This is a genomic window from Paeniglutamicibacter gangotriensis Lz1y, from assembly GCF_000348945.1.
GTDB classification, from domain to species: Bacteria; Actinomycetota; Actinomycetes; order Actinomycetales; family Micrococcaceae; genus Paeniglutamicibacter; species Paeniglutamicibacter gangotriensis.
Map to the genome: position 1 here is coordinate 24,208 of NZ_AOCK01000016.1, position 19,559 is coordinate 43,766.

Below are 19,559 nucleotides of genomic sequence, written 5' to 3' on the forward strand. Positions count from 1 at the left end.
GACGCCAAGCCGCTAAGACGTTTTGCAGCGGGACGACTTGACGAGACACGTGGCGCCCCGCCACCCCGGGCCAGCCGGTATCTGGATCGGGCTCCGCATCAATGTCTCAAAAAGCTTTACATTTATGAGACAGGCGTGGGGGCGCGGCTAAGATGCGAACGCCCCGGGGTGCCCCTCCCAGCAAGCCCGGGCGGCCGCTGAGGCGGACTCCAGTGATCATTCCGCAAAGGATTGATCAACATTTCCTGATATCATCATAAAATGCTGATCAATCATAAAACCCCTGCGGATGCGTGCGGTCTGGACCCCGCGGCCGCGCTGTTTCGCTCCCTCGGCGACCCGATCCGGCTGAAGATACTCAAGCGCATGGTCGGCGGCGAAGTGCGGGTCGGAGACCTCACCCGCGAGCTGGGTCTTCCCCAGTCCACGGCCTCGATGCATGTGGCCTGCCTGCGTGACTGCGGTCTGGTTGAGGGACGCTCCCAGGGACGCAGCGTGTACTACTCGTTGTCCCATCCGGAACTGATGGACATGCTCGCCCAGGCCGAGGTCCTGCTGGCCGCCACCGGCAGCGCGGTGAGCCTGTGCCCGACCTACGGCCCCGACGGCACCACCGCCCCGATGACTGAAGAGGAGAACGCCCGATGAGTGACGCCTGCGGATGCAGCGACGAGACCACCGAAACCGGTGAAACCGAAGAGGCCCCGGGGTTTTGGCAGGTCACCGAGGTCCGCGCGGCCGCCGTTTCCGGCGTGCTGCTGCTGGCGGGATGGATTGCCTCGCTGGCCGGAGGCCCCCGGATACTGACGCTTCCCCTGGAACTCGGTGCGCTGCTGGTTGCCGCCTGGACGTTCGTTCCCTCCACGCTCCGACGCCTGCTCAAGGGAAAAATCGGCGTCGGGACACTGATGACGATCGCCGCCATCGGCGCGGTGGCCCTGGGCCAGTTCGAGGAAGCCGCGATGCTGGCCTTCCTCTATGCGATTTCCGAGGGGCTTGAGGAATACTCCCTGGCAAAAACCCGACGCGGCCTGCGGGCACTACTGGACCTGGTGCCGGCCGAAGCCCGGGTCCTGCGCAACGGCACCGAAACCACGGTGTCCCCCTCCGACCTGGTCCCCGGGGACCGCATGGTGGTCCGCCCCGGGGAACGCCTGGCCACCGACGGGCGCATCCTCACCGGACGCACCTCCCTGGACACCTCTGCGCTGACCGGCGAATCCGTCCCCGTCGAGGTCGGCCCCGGCTCCGAGGTCTACGCCGGGTCCATCAACGGCACCGGCCCGCTGGAAGTGGAAGTCACCAGCACCGCCGAGAACAACTCACTGGCCAAAATCGTGCACATCGTCGAGGCCGAGCAATCCCGCAAGGGCCCGGGCCAACGCCTGGCCGACTCCATCGCCAGGAAACTGGTCCCCGGCATCCTGATCGCCGCCGCCCTGATCATCGTCTTCGGCTTCATCGTCGGGGAACCGGCACTGTGGTTCGAACGCGCCCTGGTCGTCCTGGTTGCCGCCTCGCCCTGCGCGCTGGCCATCTCCGTGCCCGTCACCGTCGTTGCCTCCGTCGGGGCCGCCAGCCGGATCGGGGTACTCATCAAGGGCGGCGGAGCACTGGAAACCCTGGGCAAGATCCGCACCATCGCCCTGGACAAGACCGGAACCCTGACCCAAAACAAACCCTCCGTGATCGAGGTCGTGGGCACCGCACCCGCCACCCGGACACAGGTGCTTGCCCTGGCTGCGGGCCTGGAATCCCGCAGCGAACACCCGCTGGCCCGCGCCATCCTCGCCGCCACCACCGAGCGCGCATCGGTCACCGACGTGGACACCGTCCCCGGGGCGGGCCTGGAGGGACGGCTCGAGGGCAGGCGTGTCCGGCTCGGACGCCCAGGATGGATCGATGCCGGAGCCCTGACCCCGGACATCGAGCGGATGCAGCACGCCGGAGCCACGGCCGTGCTCATCGAGGACGACGGCAAGGTCATCGGCGCCATCGGGGTCCGCGACGAACTGCGCCCCGAAGCAACCGAGGTCATCGCCAGGCTCACGGCCTCCGGCTACACCACCGCCATGCTCACCGGGGACAACCTCATCACCGCAACCGCCCTGGCCAAGGCCGCGGGCATCACCGAAGTCCACGCCGACCTGCGCCCCGAGGACAAGGCGGAGATCATCCGCACCCTCCAAACCCGGCAGCCCACCGCGATGGTCGGGGACGGCATCAACGACGCTCCCGCCCTGGCCACCGCAGACACCGGCATCGCCATGGGGGCCATGGGCACCGACGTGGCCATCGAAACCGCCGACATTGCCCTGATGGGCGAGGACCTGCACCACCTGCCCCAGGTCCTGGACCACGCGCGCAACACCCGCCGCATCATGCTGCAAAACGTGGGCCTGTCCCTGCTGCTGATTGCCGTGCTGATCCCGCTGGCCCTCTTCGGGGTGCTCGGGCTGGCCGCTGTGGTGCTCATCCACGAACTGGCGGAAATCGTCGTGATCGCCAACGGAGTCCGGGCCGGCCGGATCAACCGCAGGACCGCACTGAAAAGCACGCAGTCGGCCCCGGCGCTGGAGCCTAGCGCGTGAGCGCCGAAACGGGACCGGGGACCGGGACGCGTCCGCGCCCGGTCCGGCGGTTCCGGGCCGTGCTGCTCGCCTGGGCCGCCGCCCTGGCCGCCGCCGACCTGGTGATCAAGGCGGCGGCCGAGGCCCTGCTCTCCGACGGGCAGGTGATTGATCTGGGGTTGGTCAACTTCCGGTTGCTCTACAACCCCGGCGTTGCGTTCAGCTTCGGGTCCTCCCTGCCCTCGTGGGCCGTCATTGCCGCGACCGGACTGATCATCGTCGCCCTGGCCTGGTATCTGCTCTCATCGGCACCCACCATGACGGGGCTCTCGCGGGCTGGCGGGGCACTGCTGCTGGGCGGCGCAATGGGCAACTTCATTGACCGGCTCGACGGGCGTGGCGTCGTGGACTACCTGCACACCGGGTGGTTCCCCACCTTCAACCTGGCCGATGTCTTTGTCACCGCAGGGGTCGTGTTTTATGCCCTCGGCACGCTTCGATCGGCGCCCCGGCCCGGCGACTGACCATAGTCGAAGGCACCTCCACTCAACAACCGCCAGGCATCGCCGGAATCAGGCGATTTGGCGTGGAGCTCCACGGGCCCGATTGTCGCTGCCCCACCCGGGTCGGCGGCATATATCGCTGCGAACAATGCGAAATTCGGGGTTGACAGCCACGGCTCGTGGCATGCCTTTGCTGCAGGTGAGCTGCGGTTCAGGCGCAGCAGGAGAGCTTTGCCACGTCGGTGGTGAAGGCCTTGCAGGCAATCCTGATGCCCTCGGCCATCGTCAGGTACAGGCTCCAGGCGGCGGCGACCTGTGCGGTGGTCATTCCCGCTTCGAGGATGTAGACGCCGGCGGCGGCGATTTCCCCGGCGTCCTTGGCCACCGCGGAAATGCCCAGGATCCGTCCTGTGCCTAGTTCGGCGACCACCTTGATGAAGCCGCGGGTGTCTCGGTTGACCACGGCGCGCGGCACGTACTCCAGGGGCAGGACCCGGCACTCGCAACGGATCCCGGCCTCCACGACTTCCTTCTCCGTCATCCCGACCGACCCGAGTGCGGGACTGGTGAAGGTTACTCGCGGCAGGTTCCGGTAGTTGACCTCGGCCACGGCGTCGGTGAACGCATTGTCCACGGCCAGGGCGCCGTGGGCCGCCGCGACGTAAACGAACTCCCGGTGGCCGGTCACGTCCCCGGCGGCCCAGATGCGCGGGTTGGACGTGGCCAGGCGGGAATCGACCACGATCTCGCCCGCGGTGCCGGTCTTCACCCCGACGGCGTCAAGGTCCAGGTCCTCGGTGACGGGGCGGCGCCCCACAGCCACCAGCAGCCGGTCGGCCCGGAACGTTTCCTTTCCGCCGGCCACGGATGCGGAGGCGATGATCCCTCCGCTTGCCTCATCGCGCTCCACGGTGTCCACGGTGGCCCGCCGGACCACCCGGATCCCCTCGTCGGCGAACACCCCCGCCAGGGCCTTGGATGCCTCCGGTTCCTCCTGCGAAGCCAACCGGGAGCGGACCAGCATGGTCACCCGGGAGCCGAGCCGGGAGAAAAGCTGCGCCATTTCCAGGGCAACATAGCCCCCACCCAGGACCAACAAAGATTCGGGCACCTCGTCCAGTTCCATCGCCGTCGTCGAGGTCAGGTACCCGGACTCGGCCAGTCCTGGGACGGACGGCACATAGGGGGTGGAGCCGGTGGCCACGAGGTAGTGTTCGGCCTCGATCGTTCGCAGCGCGCCGTCCGGGGAGGCGACCCGGAGCAGCGGTGCGTCCGGGGTCCCGGTGAACGAGGCGTCCCCCGCGACCATGGCCCAGCCGTAGTCCGCGGCCAGATCGATGTACTTCTCCGTGCGCATGCTTTCCACCAGCGCGGCCTTGCCCTGGATCAGGGCCGGTATATCCACCGGGCCCGCCGAGGCCGCCACCCCGGGGAAGCGGGCCGAGTCCAACGCCACGTGGCGGGCCTCCGCGGCGGCCAGGAGCGCTTTGGAGGGCACGCATCCGGTGTTCACGCATGTCCCGCCCACGGTGCCGCGCTCCACCATCACGACGCGCTTGCCCAGTCCGGTGGCCCGGATCGCGGCCGCAAACGCCCCGCCCCCGGAACCAATAATCGCCAGATCGAACCGTTCGTTTGTCATTCCAGATGCCTCTTCCCTGTGGTTCAAAAGTTCCTATGCACCATCATGAACCTTCCAGTACAGTGGAAGGTCAAGTGGGGTGGCCATTGAGTGAGGGGAATCGGCGAACATGAGGATCGGGCAACTTGCGGAAGCGACCGGGACCACGACCAAGACTCTGCGGTTCTACGAGGAGTCGGGGTTGCTCCCTCCGACCGAGCGCCTGGCCTCCGGCTATCGGGACTACGCCGAGGAGGCCGTGGGACGGGTCGGGTTCATCCACCGCGGCCAGGCCGCCGGGCTCACCCTCGCCCAGATCCGGCAGATCCTGAAGATCCGTGAGCACGGCCAAACACCGTGCTCGCACGTCCAGGGCTTGCTGGGTGAACGCCTCCGGGAACTCGATGCCCAGATCTCCGAGCTTCTGGCCCTCAGGGAAACCATTTCCCAGCTCCACGAAAAGGCAAGCAAGCCGGAGCCGGATTCCTGCTCCGCCGACCAGGTCTGTCGCTACATCTGACCGATTTCCGACCCGGGAATCGATAGGAGTCACAGCCAGGTTTTTCTGTCGGTGACAAACGATCAGCACTCAAGACCCCGCACATCTCGTTGGGGATTCTTCCGTCTTCCGGGCTGGCTCGTTCGCGGCCCCCAAGAACCTTTCCGGGACAGTGGTCCCCGGGCCGCCGGCGGCACCGCGTTTGAAGGATGCCGTGAGCCTTGGGCGGGTGGAAGTGCGACATTTAGCGTTGAAAACCACACAAAATCGGCCTCGGGAATCCGGGGGCCACGAAACCGAAGTAGCAGTGTCTCGCGAACGATCGTTACCGGACGCTAAGATGTCTCGGCACCGGATGCTCGACGAATTCACCCCCATAACCTCAGTCTGTTCCCACCGGCTTCGACCAGCGGGCGGAACCACGGCAGGGACTTCGCGCCAGCAAAACTTCACGAGGCCTTGAACACAAACCGAAACAGGCAACGCAGGGGCAAAGTCAAGGGATAATGGGACGTTGACCCCGGTGGTTCCCTCGGGGAGGAAAGGACCCCCATGACATCCCTGTCCCGCAGATCCATCATCGCCGGCGGCCTTGGCCTGCTCGGCTCCACGGCCCTGGTGGCCTGCTCACCCCAGACTTCATCCACGCTTCCGGCGGCCCCCAAAAGTTCCGGCACGGTTCCCACAGACGGGGCCGCGAAAGCACTCGGTCCCCAGGCCCGCAAGCTGTTCGCCGCCCACGGCATCCAGGCCGACACCGCCGAAGATGCCATCACCGCACTCGACCAGATGGCCAAGCAGCGCCCACTGCCACTTACCGGCTCCGTGGGCTACGACCAAGTGCTCTTCTCGGATGACACAAACCAAGTGAACGTCCCCCTCACGGGAGGGCAGTTCTACCTTTCCATGGCGCCATATCGCACGCAGACGCACGAATGCTACTATCACAGCCTCGGTGGATGCCAGGGAGAGCTCACCGGCACCCCGGTCCACGTCACCGTGACGACCGATTCCGGCCAGAGCCTCGTGGACGAAGACGCGGTCACTTACACCAACGGATTCATCGGCTTCTGGATCCCCCGAGATCACACCGGAACGGTCACCGTAACGACTCCCGGCGAAACAGCCACCTCTACCTTCAACTCCGGACCGGACGGACCCACCTGTCTCACCGGCCTGCATCTAAGCTGACCCACCGACCACCGACCCGGAGCTCGGAACCGAGCCACACTGGGTTGGGTGAACACTCCGAAGAACACGCAGGGCAGAAGGGGCGCAGGTGATGGTTCCGAAACATTTCGGAACCACCACCGCAAAAGGCAATGCCGGGGGCTGCTACAAGGTGGCGAGCAGGTCCCTCATATCCTGGATCTCGGCTTCCTGGGAGGAAACGATGTCCTTGGCCAGGGCAACCGCGTCGGCGTTCTTGCCGTCGGCGACCTCTGTCTTGGCCATCTTCACGGCCCCTTCGTGGTGGGCGATCATCTGGGTCAGGAACAGCTTGCTCGCCTCGGTTCCCTGTGCCGCGGTGAGCTTGTCCAGGTCGGCGTCGGTCATCATGCCGTCCATGCCGTGGCTTCCGGACATGGAGGTCGGCTCGGACCAAGCGGTGAGCCAATCGGTCATTTTTTGGATTTCCGGGGCTTGGGCGGCCTTGATGTCTTGGGCCAAGGTCTCGATCTTGGGGTCCAGGCCGGTCTTGGCCAGCATGATGTCACTCATCTCCACTGCCTGTTCGTGGTGGGGAATCATCATCTGGGAGAACATGGTGTCAGCTGAATTATGCTCCCCGACGGCGACATCCGTTGTCGTGCCGGAGGTCGCCGAGGTGCTGTGGTCCATGCCCGGCATCTCTTCGCCGGCCCCGGTGGCGCACCCGGCCAGGGCGATGACGGCGGCCAGTGCGGTGGTTGAAAGGACTAGAAATTTCTTCAAAGGGATCATTCCTTCGTTCAAAGGTTTCGAAAGGTAAACAAGCATCCCGTTGGGACACATGGATGAGGGTCCCGCCACCGGGGTGGCGGGAAACATCGGTGGTTTACGTTCGAATGATCGAGAGCTGAGTCAACGAGGGTGGGTCGGGGACCCGACCCTTCGACTTGGGTCCCGGCACGCTGGTAAATGCCGTACCGGTTTGCATCCCGGTGAGAACACCGGGCAAGGGCAAGCTCAAGATGTCTGAGCCGAAGGAGGGGACACAGGTTCCGTGGCCGTTCATGGAGGCGTGGCCTTCGGAGGGCGAACCGCCGCAGTCCATCGGACCGCCCTGTTGGTCAGGCATGAACATGTGGGCAGCCGGTTGTCCCGCTGGCGGTGAGGTTGGGGACATCGTGTGCCTCGGCGCCGCGGTGTGCATGAGCGCAGTGGTCGTCGCATCGGTGCTGGTCACCTCCGAATGCTCCATCGACATTGCCGGGACCGCACCAATCACATGCATGCCAAGGAGCCCTCCGACGATGGCCAAGACAACGGCCAACCACCCGATCCTGGACAGGACGGACCCCACACCGGGTGATGTTTTGGTCGTGCGCACCGTGGCGGTCCTTCCGGTCAATGGCGGGGGTGATGAGGTCGTTGTGTATTCTACGGACGCAAGCTGGGTGGTTCCTCTGCGCCTCGGAAGGGGTCAGCGGACGTCGGCCGGGTTGAGCTTGAGTCGACGCAACAATTGGGCATTCAACGCCACAACAATGGTGGACAGGGACATCAGCACCGCACCGGCGGCAGGGGACAGCACGATCCCGGCAAACGCGAACACCCCGGCCGCCAGCGGCACGGAAATGATGTTGTAGCCGGTGGCCCACACCAGGTTCTGCCACATTTTCCGGTAGCTGGCGTGGGAGAGATCCACCATGGACAACACGGCCCTCGGGTCGTTGCCGGCCAGCACCACCCCGGCCGATTCCATGGCGACATCCGTGCCGGCACCGATCGCGATGCCGACCTCGGCACGGGCCAGGGCCGGGGCGTCGTTGACGCCGTCACCGACCATGGCGACCTTCAGTCCGCGGGCCTGCAGCTCGGCGACCTTCTGGTCCTTGTCTTGCGGCAGGACCTCGGCGAACACCTCATCGATGTGCAGTTCGGCGGCCACTGCCTGGGCCACCTGGCGTGCATCCCCGGTGATCATGGCGACCTTGATGCCCCTGTTCTGCAACGCCTGGACCGCTTGGCGGGATTCGTCCCGGACCTCGTCCTCCAGGGCGACGGCCCCGATCACGGCCCCGTCCCGAATGACGTGCAGCACCGAGGCGCCCCGGTCCTTCCAACCCCTAGTGGCCGCAGCGATCTGTTCGGGCTCGGTCAGGTTCAACTCCGCCAGAAGTGCCGGTCCGCCCACGGCGAGCACCGAGCCCTCAACGGTTGCCTGGACGCCGCGTCCGGTCATGGACCTGAAGTCCGTGGCCGTTGGCACCGGTGCACCGGTGAGGTGGGCGGCGTTGACGATGGCACGGGCCACGGGGTGTTCACTGTCGGATTCGACGGCGGCGGCCAGAGCCAACACCTCGTCGGTCGGCAGGCCAGGGATCGACTCGATATCGGTGAGTGCCGATTCTCCCTTGGTCAGGGTGCCGGTCTTGTCGAACAAGACCACATCGATGGTGCGCATCCGCTCCAGGGCCATCCTGTTCTTGATCAACACCCCGGCGCGGGCGGCCCGCTCGGTAGAGATCGCGATCACCAGCGGGATGGCCAGCCCCAAGGCATGTGGGCAGGCAATGACCAGGACCGTCACGGTGCGGGTCACCGCCTCCGGGATGCTGCCCAGCATTGACCAGACGATGAAGGTGATGACGCCGGCACCGGCGGCGAAGTAGAACAGGAACGCGGCGGCCCGGTCGGCCAGCGCCTGGGCCCGGGAGGTGGATGACTGGGCCTCGGCCACCAATCGCTGGATCCCGGCCAGTGCGGTGTCATCCCCGACGGCGGTGACCTTCAGGCGCAGGGAGCTGTCGGTGGCAACGGTCCCTGCCACCACGGGGTCCCCGATGGTGCGGGGGACGGTTTTTGACTCCCCGGTGATCATCGATTCATCCACCTCGGCGGAGCCTTCGGTGATGAGCCCGTCAGCGGGCATGCGCGACCCCGAGCGCACCAGGACAATATCCCCGGCCACCAGTTCGGTGATGCCGATGGTTTCGGTGCCGCCGTCGATGACCCGCTCGGCCTCGTCGGGGAGCAGGGCCGCCAGCGCGTCCAGGGCGCCGCGGGCAGAGCCCAGGGCCCGCATTTCGATCCAGTGCCCCAGCAGCATGATGGCCACCAGCAGGGCCAGTTCCCACCAGAAGTCCAGGTCGAATCCGCCGATCCCCAGGCTTGTCACCCAGGAGGCGATGAACGCGACCGTGATGGCCATGGAAATCAGCAGCATCATGCCCGGTTGTCGGGCCTTGATCTCCTGCCAGCCGCCCTTCAGGAACGGCTGGCCGCCATAGAAAAAGATGATCGTGCCCAGGATCGGGGCGATCCACAGTGAGCCGGGAAATTGCGGTGGGTTGTATCCGAGCAGGTGCCCGACCATGGGGCTGAAGTACACCACCGGAATCGACAGGGCCAGGGTCAGCCAGAAGCGGTTTTTGAACATGGCGGTGCTGTGCCCGGCATGCTGGCCCTGGGTATGGAGAGCATGGTCGTCGTGGACTATCTCCCCGTGCCCCATGGCCGCGTGATCCATGCCAGGCATCGTCTCCTGGTGGAGGTGCCCCTTGCTTTGCTCTTCCATGATTCTCCTTGATCAGTGCGGACCCGGCAGACGGCCGGCTACTTCACCAACAACACCCCAAACATACCCCCATGGGGTATACATGTTCAAACGGCAGATTCCTGAGCGGCGGCGTCTGCTGCGGCGCCCGCTCGATGCCGTTGCCCATCTCCCGGCCGGAGCGCCGCGTTGTTACTGCGGCCGGCTACGGCAGGGAGCGGTGATAGGTGTGGATTGGCGTCCCGTCCTTTGAATATCGTTCCTCCACGCGTTTCCAGCCAATCTTCGTGTAGAAGGCCCCCGCCCCCTCGGCTCCTGCCGTGGTCACGAGCTCGGCCAGGGACGCTTGGTCCGCCGTTGCACGGTCGAGGAATTCCTCCACCAGGAATCGTCCGATTCCCCCGGCCCGCATCGTGGGCCGCACCACGAGCGAGGTGATCACGGCCGTTGCCGGTCTGGGGCCGGACCCGGCCTCCGGGTTGTTGGTGTGCCCCATGATGCGGCGCAGGTAGGGTCGGGCCCGGGTGCGCAGAAAGTGAAGCAGCACCCGTGGACGAAGGCAGAGCGCCGCCAACCCCGCGCGCAGCAGGCTCCACTTGTGCTGGTGCAGGACGTCGGCGACGTGGTGGATTTGGTTGGTGGAGCCGATCAGGAGCCCCACTTGCTGCTGCGGGGCATCGATGGTCACCGCGACCAGGGCCACCCCATATTGTTCGGTCAGAAAGGTTCTCATCCACCGCCGCACGAAGCGTTTGCCCAAACGGGGGAACAGCCCCTCGGGCAGAAACAGGATCACGTCCGAGGCCATCAATTGCAGGTCTTCTTCCGTGGCCTGCCTGATGACCACGGGGGATCGGGTGCTGGGAAATTTCAGTTCCATCTGGCTCATCGGGTCTCCTCGGTGAGGGTGGTGCCGTCGTAGGTGAACTTCACCAGTCCGCGTTCCATAGCCATCCAGAGGGAAATGTTTCCATCCGCGTTTCGGGTGGCGCCCATGGTCGCCGGTTGATCCACCTCGGCTCCGGTTCCTTTCCAGGACAGCCCGGCATCGAGGCTCAGGTGCACGCTGCCTTCGGGCGTGACACCCACGATGGTCATTGGATCCGCGAATGCGGCCGTCAGGAGCCGGGGTCCTCCGTTGGGGGCCGACCAGGTTCTTCCGCTGTCCAGGGATCGCCAGACCCCCTCCTCGGTGGTCGCCAGGACCACGGTACTCTCGGGGCTTCCCACCAGCGCGTAGGGGGTTGGTGCCATGGGACCGATATCCGACCACTGGTGGCCATCAACCGTTGAGCGGAGGTTCCCGTCGTAGCCGATGATCAGGTCGCTGGTCACGGTCAACGCATGAAAATCGGATGCACCCTGCAACGAGAGGGGTGTCCAGGATTCTCCGCCGTCGGTGGATTTGGTCAGGCCCAGAGGATTGGGCAGATCGGCACCCGGCCCGGGATGCCCGGATGCGTAGAAGGTCCCGTCCGATGTGGCAGTGAATCCCATGAGGTCGACCGTTGGGCCGATCTTTTGGGGAGCGGTTTCGGTGGCGTCAAAGAGGCCGTTGTGGGTGGCGAGCAGGACTCGGTGGGTTGATTCCACGATGGTGATGGCGTGGATGTGGCCATAGGGGTTGGCCGGTGGCAGTTCGCCGGCACTCGAATTCGTGGGCTCGCCGCACGCGGCAAGTCCCAGGGTGGCAAGCACGGCGACGGCCGTCGCCGACCACCTTCGGGTGCGACGAAAAATGGGCAGGGTGGAAGACATGGTTCTCCAGGGGAAAAAGTGCAGGAATGAGCCTGATGGAGTGATGCTTGGGTGCCCCAAACCCACTCACTGCGTAGATGGTGTCGGCGGGCAGCCGACCGAATGCATTGGTCGGTCCGGCAAATGCCACCTGTTGTTCGGCAGTGCTTTTTCCGTGGCGTTCATCGCCGATCGCAGCTGTCGCGTGACAGCTGGGATCACCGCAGCAAGCAAGGAAGTGGAGCAGGTCAAGACATGGTCGGCGATCCTGGGCACGGATAATGTGGTGGCACCAAGGACGGCTTTAGCCTCAGTGCTTATCGGGGCTTCTGTGGCGGAAACGGGCACGAAAAAGGGATGGCTGGCCCGGGGCAAGCCATTGGTTTTACGTGCGGCTGATCGAGAGCTGAACCAGTGAAGGTGTGGTGCGGGCGCGGCTTGGTGGGAACCAGGTCACCGGCGGGGCAGCGAGCCCGCGCCCGGGGACCGGTCGGAAGGCTCGGGACACCAGGTGTAAGAAGATTCCGCCGAGGGACAGGGCCAGGATACACATGCCGAGCACGGCCGATTCCATGCCGCCCAGGGAATCCCCGGCAAAAGAGGCATTGGAATCGTCGACAGGGGCGTGCTGCGCCGGCGCCGACAGGTGGGTCAGGTCCCGGGAGGAATCCGGAGTCCCTGCCTGCTCGGTGACTGTGACAGGGGAACCATGTGTTGCGTGCGGTACCTGGTGGTCCACGCCGAGGATATGCATCGCGAGCAGGCCAAGGATCAGGGCCACCATCAGGAACGCAGGGCGAATCACCGAGGGCAGGATTGCTCGTCGTTTGTTCACGGCGGGCTTCCTTTCCCAGTAGTTTCGGACCTGTTCGTGCGGCGTTCCGGAGAGCTGGCCGGGATTCAGGTCAACGCGCCACAACTATGGTGCAGTGAGCCACCCGGTACGCGTCGAGAACCAGGTGGGGCCCGCGGCTGTTGCCGGTGCCATGGCACCGGGTGCGACTGCCAAAACGCAGGGCCATCGAAACCACGGCCATGGGTCCGGTGCTCCGGATGACTCTGCATCATTTTACGGGAGCGTGCATCCGAAAGGACAATCACGCAGTACCTCCACCCGACGGGGCCGTCCCCAAACACAGAATTCATCATCCGGCATTCCGGCTCAGCGGTGAAGATCCCACGTGCACGGTTCGGGGTTGGCCTTTTCGCTGTGGGGATCGTCGTCCTCGCGCCATGGCCCGCGACGCTCTACGCGGCAGCAGTCCTCATCGGCATCACGACACCTCTTGCGTTTGCCCAGCTCGCCGCAACAACTCCTCCGGAACAAATGGACCGAACCGTGGGATCGGCAGAACTCGACCGGCAAATCGGTGACTCCGGAGGACACTTTCCTCGTCGGCTCGATCGCAATGGCAGTCAGCATCGCTGCGGGGTTCGGAGTGCTCGTGCTCCTCGCATCCGTCGCATCGTTACTGTGCGCGACATTTCTGCACACCCTTGCCCCGCCCGTGAAAGCAGAAGGTCAATCCTATGGGGAACCGAAATGACAGGCACTTACGACACTGAACTAATCCTTAGCGTCGGATATTTCACTTTTTCACATTATGGCCGCCCCTCTCACTCCTCATCGGGGTTCCGGAAGGGTCGAAGCTGCGTGCCAGTGGCGTCCGCAGCGAAAGAGTAGCGGCCCAGCATGTTGATGTGTTCCGATCCCAGCGGCGAAAGACGCTTCACATCCTCATCGGCAACACCTGCTCCCCGGCCGCGGAGCTCGGTGAGCGCGGCATCCAGGTAGCGGGTGTTCCACAAGATGACCGCGTTCAGGACCAAGCCGAGGGCGCCGAGCTGGTCTTCCTGGCCTTCCCGGTAAGACTGGCGTATCTGCCCCCTCCTGCCGTGGAAGATAAGCCTGGCCAGGGCATGCCGGGATTCCTGCAGCGTCAGCTGCGTGTGGATTTGCCGGCGGTAACCCTCGTCGGCATCGATGAAGTCCAGCAGGTGCTCGGTCTTGGCGATCCTGCCGTACTCCGCCAATGCCTTTCCGAGCAGGGTGGGTGTCCCTCCGCCCTGGGTGACCCGCAGGATTTCCGAGGCGCGCACGGTCCCGGCGGTCAGGGATCCGGCCAGGTGGAGCATGTCTGGCCAATTGGTCGTGATCAGATCCATGTTGATGCGGTTGCGGCCGGCCACCGCGTTCAGCTCCCCGTAGTCCGCCGCGGTGTCGATGCGCCAGAACCGCTGGTCCGGCAACCCCGCCAGGCGGGGCGAGAACCGGTATCCGAGCAGGGTGAAAAGCCCGAAAACCTGGTCCGAGTAGGAGGCCGTGTCGGTGGCGACCATCTCGGGGCGTTGGCCCCCTTCGAGATCGAGCAGCCCGTCCAGAATGTGCAGGGAATCGCGGACCGTTCCCGGGACGACGACGGCGCCCAGGCCGGAGACCTGGTCGTTGAGATAGTTCAGCCAGGTCAGGCCGCGGCCCTGGCCGAAGTAGCGCGGATTCGCCCCGGCATTGACGGTGGACACCGGCACCACGAACCGCATCCCGTCGACGGACGCCAGCAGGCCGGTGCCCCAGCGCTGCGCGAGTCCGAGACCGGACTGGGCTTGGATGAGGCGGGCGTTGGCCGCGCGCAGCGTATCGGCGCGCACATAGTTCTGGTCGACGTGGCTCAGGCGTCCGCGGGTCAGGGCGGGGTGGCCGTCCTTGACCACAGGTGTCAGCCCTACGTTGCAGGCCTCGGCGACCAGGATGGCGGCGACGGAGACATCGAGCCGGCCCATCCTCGCGGAGGCCTCCGAGACGTGGCTGAATTCCGAGAGGAAACCCGTCCAGGAATGCACTTCCAGCAGCACATCGGGCAGGTCCACCCGCGGCAGCATCCCTGAGACCAGCCCCCGCAACTGCGCCAGGGACTCCGGTATCGTCTTGGCTTCCAGGGGTGAGAGGTGGACCTTTCCGGCGTCGTCAATGCGTACCGCGGGATGACCTGCCAGCTGGCCTGCCGCCGCACGATAGCGGGCATCCAGGCGGTGGCGGACACCCTGAAGGTGCTCTGCGGGCTCTTCGGGCAGCTGGAGTGCCCTCAAGGTCTCGTTCTTGGTTTCCTGCCACGCCGGATCGCTCAGCAACCGCGCCCTGGGATCTCCCCAGCGGCGCCCGCCCACCACGAAGATGTCCCTGCGCCGCAGCGCCTTGTGCACGGCATCCATCACCGCCACCGTGTAGGCCTTGCGATTGATGTCATCCGAAGCCGTGACGAGGCGCTGCCATGCCGGCGAGAGCACGGACAGGTCAACCTCGCCCGGGGCCTTTCTGCGGCCGTCCAGGATCTCCGGCAGCGCTGCCAGTGCCGCCAGCGTTGGCGCCCCGCCCGCGGTGGACCCGAAGGGTGCCGCCGCGGCCAACGTCGGCAGGAATGACCGTACGGTGGTGAACCTGCGCATCATCTGCGCCGCAGTGTCGCCCTCGGTGCCTTCGGGATTCACCAATTCGTTCACCACGTCCACCGCGGCGCGTAGCTCGGGCAGGGAAACCTGCTCGGCCAGCGCCGAGGCGGTCTCTGTGCTGGAATATTGAGTGTTGCTCAGGACCTCGACCAGTGTTTTCGCGGCCTTTGCCAGCTGCAGTGAGGCCTTGGACAAGCGGGGCAGTGACTTCAAGCGGGCGGCAGTGGATTCCCTGGTTGCCTTGCGCAGAACGCGTTCGGTGACAATGGCGTCCAGGGCGTCACACAAGTCATCGGCAACCTCCGACGTCAAGGCGCGCACGGCACAGAGCAGGGTTGCGCCCCGGCGCTGGCCCGATAGTCCTCGAAGCGATGAGGCCTTGCCCGCCAACCCGTAGCGGGCCAGGGCATTCATGCGGCTCTCGGGGATCGTCTGTACATCGATGGTCCCGGCCCCCAGGGCCCGCAGGCGTGCCAGCCGGTCCAGCTGCCGCAGCAATTCCGGCACCGATACCCTCGAGGGCCCGGTCCGCAGCCTTTCCCACGCGGTCAGCCTGGAGCCGTCCCCAACGCGCAGCAGGCCTTCCAGCTCCAGGACCAGGGCGGGTCCGGCCGCATCGACCAGCATGGTATAAAGACGTTCATTGGATCCGGCACGGACCTCCGAGACCAGGCGCGTCAACGTGGAGACGCCGGGGAGAAGGACCTTGCGCTCGCGCAGCCAGAGGGCCGCCCGTTCAAACAGGCGCACCGGTCCCTCCGGCGAGGTCCACGCGCGGGCCGAAAGGAAAAGCCTCAGCTCCTCGTGCTTGGCCGGATCGGCCAATTCCATGTACCCGTACACGGTGGAGATTTCCGCGGCGTGCTCGTAAGCGGTCTGTCCCCGTTGCGCGTAGAGCTTGAGAACGGAGGCATCGGCAATGCCCAGCTGCCCGGCCAGGGATTCCACCACCGGCCACGGGACTGCCAGCGGATCCGTCAGGAACCGTCCCACCGCCCGCACCGTGATCAGTTGGACGGCGAATCCCAGGCGGTTGTGCTTTCCCCGGCGACGACCAACGACTGACAGGTCGGCATCGTCCAACCAACAGAAGCGTTCCAGGTCCTCCGCCGGTAACTCGTCGGGGAATCTGCCGAACCCTGCGGCCTGCTCATCACTTAGAAAATCGACCGCCATGGAACCCATTCAACAGGCAGCGGACTCCTTAGCGTGAATTTCCGGGCCGATCATCCTTATAAACGCAATTTCATCTGATGTTCTATTGCGGGCACTTTGAACATTCCGAGAGATTTCGCCATTGGGTCAGGTCAGAGGCATAACCCGGCGCGGGGCTCTCTCGGACGAGCCAGCCCGGTGGGGCTGGTGTGCGGCCATGAAATTCCTTTTGACCTGAACCCTTGTAATCGATTTACATCTGATGAAAGATACATTCACCTGATGTAAGCGGTGAAGGGGTGATTTTTGATGGTCGGAAACGGCTTCGAACGAGGGGCGGTGGGACTCCATCTGCTCGGTAATCTGCCGCTGCTGCGGCCGGAGGAGCAGGTCTTCACCGCCATGCTTGACGGCTGGCGCAACCAGCAGCTGGCGCGGAACCTGGCTTTCTCCACGATCGAGGGCCGCGAGAATGCTGTGCGGTCATTCATCCACCACGCCGATGCCTTTCCGTGGACCTGGACCCCGCAAATGGTCGATGAGTGGATGGGTGATCTGCGTTCGGTCCGGAACCTGCGTCGCTCCACGTTGCGGAACTACCAAGGCACCATCCGTTCGTTCTGTGCCTTTATTACCGATCCCGGCTATGGCTGGGCCACCGTCTGCCAGGAACGCTTCGGAACCCACCCGATCCAGGTGATCCACGAGTGGAACGCCGCCGTGCATGTCCAGGAAGCCGAGGCAGGACCGGCCAAGCGAGCCTTCACCCGCGATGAACTACAGGCATTCTTTGACCATGCCGATGAACAGGTCAGCCGGGTGCGCGGGCAAGGACGCAAGGGCTGGCTGCCGGCATTCCGTGACGCAATGCTCTTCAAGACCGCATACGCCTTCGGACTGCGCCGCAACGAGACGAGGATGCTTGATGTTGTGGACTTTGGCCGCAACCCCCGGGGCCCTGAGTTCGGGGAATACGGCGTCCTCTACGTCCTCCACGGCAAGGCAAACAAAGGCTCCCCACCCAAACGCCGCAGCGTGCTGACGGTCTTCGACTGGTCAGCGGAGATCCTGCAGCAATGGAATGAAGAAGTCCGTCCGATGTTCCCAACGGCCAAGGCCGGGGCATTATGGCCCTCGGAACGATCCGCACACGTGGGCTTCACCCAGATGAACACCCGCTTCGGCACCTACCGGGACAGCCTGGGCCTGGACCAGGGACTGGACTTCCATTCCTTCCGGCGTTCCTACGTCACGCACCTGATCGAGGATGGCTGGGACGCCCGATTCGTCCAGGAACAGGTCGGCCACGAACACGCATCCACCACCTCGATCTATACCTGTGTCTCTTCCGACTTCCGCACCAGGACGCTCCGCCGCGCCCTGGACACCGCTGTTGCTGCTGCCCTGAAGCTTGAAAGGAAACCACAATGAAACGCCATGTCAGTTACCAGTGGATGCTGCGGGAGGTCATGGCCACCCGAGGGATCTTCACCGCCACCGACCTATCCCCGCTGCTGCTCCAGCGTGGCATCGAGCTGTCCTCGGTGCAGGTCTGGCGGTTGGTCACCCGGATCCCCGAGCGACTCTCCCTACCGGTCCTCGCCGCGCTCTGCGACATCCTGGATGTGACCCCCGCAGAGCTGATCGCCACCCGGGCAGAGGCCGTGGCCCCGCGCCGCACGGCCACCGCTGGCGCCGAAGTCGTGGACTTTACCGCCACCATTCGGCCCAAGCGCGCCAGGATCACCCCCGAACCGTGAGCCCGGCCTACGACAGTCGTGAGAAGTATGAGCGGTGGCACGTGCGCACCTGTGTCCGCTGCGGCCGGTGGGCTGCCAAAGCGGCGAACTGGTCGGATGGACCAATCTGCCGGAACTGCCTGGACAATGCCACCCGCACCTACGGTTCCTGCCCCTGCTGCGATGCCGAACGACTGCTGCCGGGCAGGGACGGTGCGGGGGCGCCTATCTGCCGGGACTGCGCGGGAATTACCCGGGATTTTTTCTGCAACCGTTGCCGCTTTGAAGGACGACTGCTCGGTAAAAGACTGTGTGAAGGATGCACCCTCACCGACCGGTTGAGGGCACTTCTTGATGATGGCACCGGCCGCATCCACCCACCCTTGATCCCGCTGTTCGATCAGCTGAGGACCATGCAGCAGCCAGCACTGGGGCTGGGCTGGCTCAGGAGTCCACAACCCCAAGCCCTGCTCAGTGATCTTGCCTCCGGTCGGCTCGAGTTGACCCAAGAAGCGTTCCAGCAACTGCCCAATTGGAGAAGCGCGGCCTATTTACGCGACCTGCTCATGCAAAGCGGCATCCTGCCCCTCAAGGACAGGCAGCTCCTGCTCTTCGAACGGTGGTTGGACACCCATCTGGCAGCCGTGACGGATTTGGAGCACGCCCGGCTGCTGCGCCGTTTCGCCACCTGGCACCAACTCCGCAAGCTCCGGGCCAAGGCAGCCAAGGCCCCGCTGGGCATCTCTCCGACCAAAATGGCCCCAGGCCTTGGCGTTCCTGATCTGGATCAACCGCCGCGGCACGGCCCTCAACCACACCCGGCAAACCGATTTGGATCTCTGGCAAAGCGAGAATTACTCGACACGCCGCTCATCCAACGCATTTCTGACGTGGTGCATGAAAATCGGCACCATGCCCGTCCTGACCGTCCATTACCGCAAGTCAAGCGCCCAGACACCCATGGGCCAACACCACAGAATCAACGCCATCCAGCGACTCCTCACCGAGGAGAGCATCCCGCTGCCTGCCAGAATCGCCGGGCTGCTGGTACTGCTCTACGCCCAACCGGTAACGCGCATCTTGAGACTCAGAACCAGCGACATCACCACCGACGGTGGCACCACCACCATTCGTCTGGGAGATCCGCCGACGCCGGTACCCGAACCGCTGGCCCGGATCTTGCATGATTATGTGGCAAACCGCCCCCACATGGATTCGGCAACAAATCCCGGATCTTGCTGGCTGTTCCCGGGGCACCGCGCCGGAGAACCCCTTCACCAGTCCACGCTTCTCAGTTTCCTTCACAAACTAGGCATCCCGCCCCAACGTGGACGAATCTCCGCGATACGACACCTTGCGCTCCAGATCCCGGCACCTGTCCTTGCCCAAGCCCTGGGCTACCACCACACCAGCACCACCAGGATCGCCGCCGAAGCAGGATCACCCTGGAGTGGCTATGCAGCAGGGGCCCATGACCCATCGGCCACAGCCGGGACGCCACATGAATACAGACCACTTGAATAGCGGGCGTTACCAGTAAGACCCCGTGATGAGCATTGGAGAACCAGGCCGGACGCTGTGAGCAC

At 64.9% G+C, this 19,559-nt stretch carries 16 protein-coding genes; 8 read left to right on the plus strand and 8 right to left on the minus strand.

What is annotated here, in order from left to right; all coding sequences use genetic code 11:
* The first annotated feature begins 261 nt into the window (after positions 1 to 261).
* The 3 genes from ADIAG_RS19605 to ADIAG_RS19615 are packed head-to-tail and all read left to right on the plus strand — an operon-like array spanning position 262 to position 3,094.
* Positions 262 to 648, plus strand: a complete 387-nt coding sequence (locus ADIAG_RS19605; protein ID WP_007273200.1) for an ArsR/SmtB family transcription factor — start codon at positions 262 to 264, stop codon at positions 646 to 648.
* A complete protein-coding gene (locus tag ADIAG_RS19610; protein ID WP_007273201.1) occupies positions 645 to 2,591 on the plus strand; it encodes a heavy metal translocating P-type ATPase in 1,947 nt (648 codons plus the stop codon). The genes ADIAG_RS19605 and ADIAG_RS19610 overlap by 4 nt, the downstream gene beginning before the upstream one ends.
* Entirely contained in the window at positions 2,588 to 3,094 is a 507-nt protein-coding gene (locus tag ADIAG_RS19615; RefSeq protein WP_007273202.1) for a signal peptidase II, read from the plus strand. The genes ADIAG_RS19610 and ADIAG_RS19615 overlap by 4 nt, the downstream gene beginning before the upstream one ends.
* A 190-nt stretch (positions 3,095 to 3,284) precedes the next feature.
* On the opposite strand, the gene merA is transcribed toward ADIAG_RS19615, so the two are convergent.
* On the minus strand, positions 3,285 to 4,715 hold the full coding sequence (merA, locus tag ADIAG_RS19620) for a mercury(II) reductase (protein ID WP_007273203.1): 1,431 nt from the start codon (positions 4,713 to 4,715) through the stop codon (positions 3,285 to 3,287).
* Between the two features lie 109 nt (positions 4,716 to 4,824).
* Here merA and ADIAG_RS19625 point away from each other — a divergent pair, with 109 nt between their 5' ends.
* Together ADIAG_RS19625 and ADIAG_RS19630 are read left to right on the plus strand one after the other, a co-directional pair.
* Positions 4,825 to 5,214, plus strand: coding sequence for a heavy metal-responsive transcriptional regulator (locus ADIAG_RS19625; RefSeq protein WP_007273204.1), 390 nt, complete (start codon positions 4,825 to 4,827; stop codon positions 5,212 to 5,214).
* Positions 5,215 to 5,745: 531 nt separating this feature from the next.
* On the plus strand, positions 5,746 to 6,384 hold the full coding sequence (locus ADIAG_RS19630; protein ID WP_007273205.1) for a CueP family metal-binding protein: 639 nt from the start codon (positions 5,746 to 5,748) through the stop codon (positions 6,382 to 6,384).
* A 144-nt stretch (positions 6,385 to 6,528) separates the two neighbouring features.
* Here the strand turns inward: ADIAG_RS19630 and ADIAG_RS19635 are convergent, their stop codons facing one another.
* The 7 genes from ADIAG_RS19635 to ADIAG_RS19665 form a co-directional block, all read right to left on the minus strand.
* Positions 6,529 to 7,137, minus strand: coding sequence for a DUF305 domain-containing protein (locus ADIAG_RS19635; protein ID WP_235045977.1), 609 nt, complete (start codon positions 7,135 to 7,137; stop codon positions 6,529 to 6,531).
* A 94-nt stretch (positions 7,138 to 7,231) separates the two neighbouring features.
* Positions 7,232 to 7,726: a DUF6153 family protein gene (locus tag ADIAG_RS22720; protein WP_152426241.1), complete on the minus strand. Its 495-nt coding sequence runs from the start codon at positions 7,724 to 7,726 to the stop codon at positions 7,232 to 7,234.
* Between the two features lie 93 nt (positions 7,727 to 7,819).
* Complete coding sequence (locus ADIAG_RS19645; RefSeq protein ID WP_051060027.1) at positions 7,820 to 9,877, minus strand: copper-translocating P-type ATPase; 2,058 nt, start codon at positions 9,875 to 9,877, stop codon at positions 7,820 to 7,822.
* A 223-nt stretch (positions 9,878 to 10,100) separates the two neighbouring features.
* Positions 10,101 to 10,784 (minus strand): GNAT family N-acetyltransferase, encoded by a 684-nt coding sequence (locus tag ADIAG_RS19650; protein ID WP_007273210.1) that lies wholly within the window; start codon positions 10,782 to 10,784, stop codon positions 10,101 to 10,103.
* Entirely contained in the window at positions 10,781 to 11,653 is an 873-nt protein-coding gene (locus ADIAG_RS19655) for a F510_1955 family glycosylhydrolase (RefSeq protein WP_007273211.1), read from the minus strand. Before ADIAG_RS19655 ends, ADIAG_RS19650 begins: the two co-directional genes overlap by 4 nt.
* A 364-nt stretch (positions 11,654 to 12,017) precedes the next feature.
* The gene (locus ADIAG_RS19660) at positions 12,018 to 12,467 is read right to left on the minus strand and encodes a DUF6153 family protein (RefSeq protein WP_007273212.1); all 450 of its coding nucleotides are present in this window, start codon (positions 12,465 to 12,467) and stop codon (positions 12,018 to 12,020) included.
* 782 nt (positions 12,468 to 13,249) lie between these two features.
* Entirely contained in the window at positions 13,250 to 16,255 is a 3,006-nt protein-coding gene (locus tag ADIAG_RS19665) for a Tn3 family transposase (RefSeq protein ID WP_083874347.1), read from the minus strand.
* Positions 16,256 to 16,543: 288 nt separating this feature from the next.
* Between ADIAG_RS19665 and ADIAG_RS19670 the strand changes: the two genes are divergently transcribed.
* The 3 genes from ADIAG_RS19670 to ADIAG_RS19680 all read left to right on the plus strand — a co-directional run bounded on the left by ADIAG_RS19670 (position 16,544) and on the right by ADIAG_RS19680 (position 19,497).
* Positions 16,544 to 17,665 carry a tyrosine-type recombinase/integrase gene (locus tag ADIAG_RS19670; RefSeq protein WP_007273215.1) on the plus strand — a complete coding sequence of 374 codons (1,122 nt, stop codon included), beginning with the start codon at positions 16,544 to 16,546 and terminating at the stop codon, positions 17,663 to 17,665.
* Positions 17,662 to 17,994 (plus strand): helix-turn-helix domain-containing protein, encoded by a 333-nt coding sequence (locus ADIAG_RS19675; protein WP_007273216.1) that lies wholly within the window; start codon positions 17,662 to 17,664, stop codon positions 17,992 to 17,994. Before ADIAG_RS19670 ends, ADIAG_RS19675 begins: the two co-directional genes overlap by 4 nt.
* Before the next feature lie 876 nt (positions 17,995 to 18,870).
* A complete protein-coding gene (locus ADIAG_RS19680; RefSeq protein WP_235045978.1) occupies positions 18,871 to 19,497 on the plus strand; it encodes a site-specific integrase in 627 nt (208 codons plus the stop codon).
* The last annotated feature ends 62 nt before the right edge of the window (positions 19,498 to 19,559 follow it).

Coding starts and splice junctions, on each gene's coding strand:
- ADIAG_RS19605 (WP_007273200.1), top strand. CDS start 262: ATGCTGATCAATCATAAAACCCCTGCGGATGCGTGCGGTCTGGACCCC.
- ADIAG_RS19610 (WP_007273201.1), top strand. CDS start 645: ATGAGTGACGCCTGCGGATGCAGCGACGAGACCACCGAAACCGGTGAA.
- merA (WP_007273203.1), bottom strand. CDS start 4,715: ATGACAAACGAACGGTTCGATCTGGCGATTATTGGTTCCGGGGGCGGG.
- ADIAG_RS19625 (WP_007273204.1), top strand. CDS start 4,825: ATGAGGATCGGGCAACTTGCGGAAGCGACCGGGACCACGACCAAGACT.
- ADIAG_RS19630 (WP_007273205.1), top strand. CDS start 5,746: ATGACATCCCTGTCCCGCAGATCCATCATCGCCGGCGGCCTTGGCCTG.
- ADIAG_RS19635 (WP_235045977.1), bottom strand. CDS start 7,137: ATGATCCCTTTGAAGAAATTTCTAGTCCTTTCAACCACCGCACTGGCC.
- ADIAG_RS19645 (WP_051060027.1), bottom strand. CDS start 9,877: ATGCCTGGCATGGATCACGCGGCCATGGGGCACGGGGAGATAGTCCAC.
- ADIAG_RS19650 (WP_007273210.1), bottom strand. CDS start 10,784: ATGAGCCAGATGGAACTGAAATTTCCCAGCACCCGATCCCCCGTGGTC.
- ADIAG_RS19655 (WP_007273211.1), bottom strand. CDS start 11,653: ATGTCTTCCACCCTGCCCATTTTTCGTCGCACCCGAAGGTGGTCGGCG.
- ADIAG_RS19665 (WP_083874347.1), bottom strand. CDS start 16,255: ATGGCGGTCGATTTTCTAAGTGATGAGCAGGCCGCAGGGTTCGGCAGA.
- ADIAG_RS19670 (WP_007273215.1), top strand. CDS start 16,544: ATGGTCGGAAACGGCTTCGAACGAGGGGCGGTGGGACTCCATCTGCTC.
- ADIAG_RS19675 (WP_007273216.1), top strand. CDS start 17,662: ATGAAACGCCATGTCAGTTACCAGTGGATGCTGCGGGAGGTCATGGCC.
- ADIAG_RS19680 (WP_235045978.1), top strand. CDS start 18,871: ATGAAAATCGGCACCATGCCCGTCCTGACCGTCCATTACCGCAAGTCA.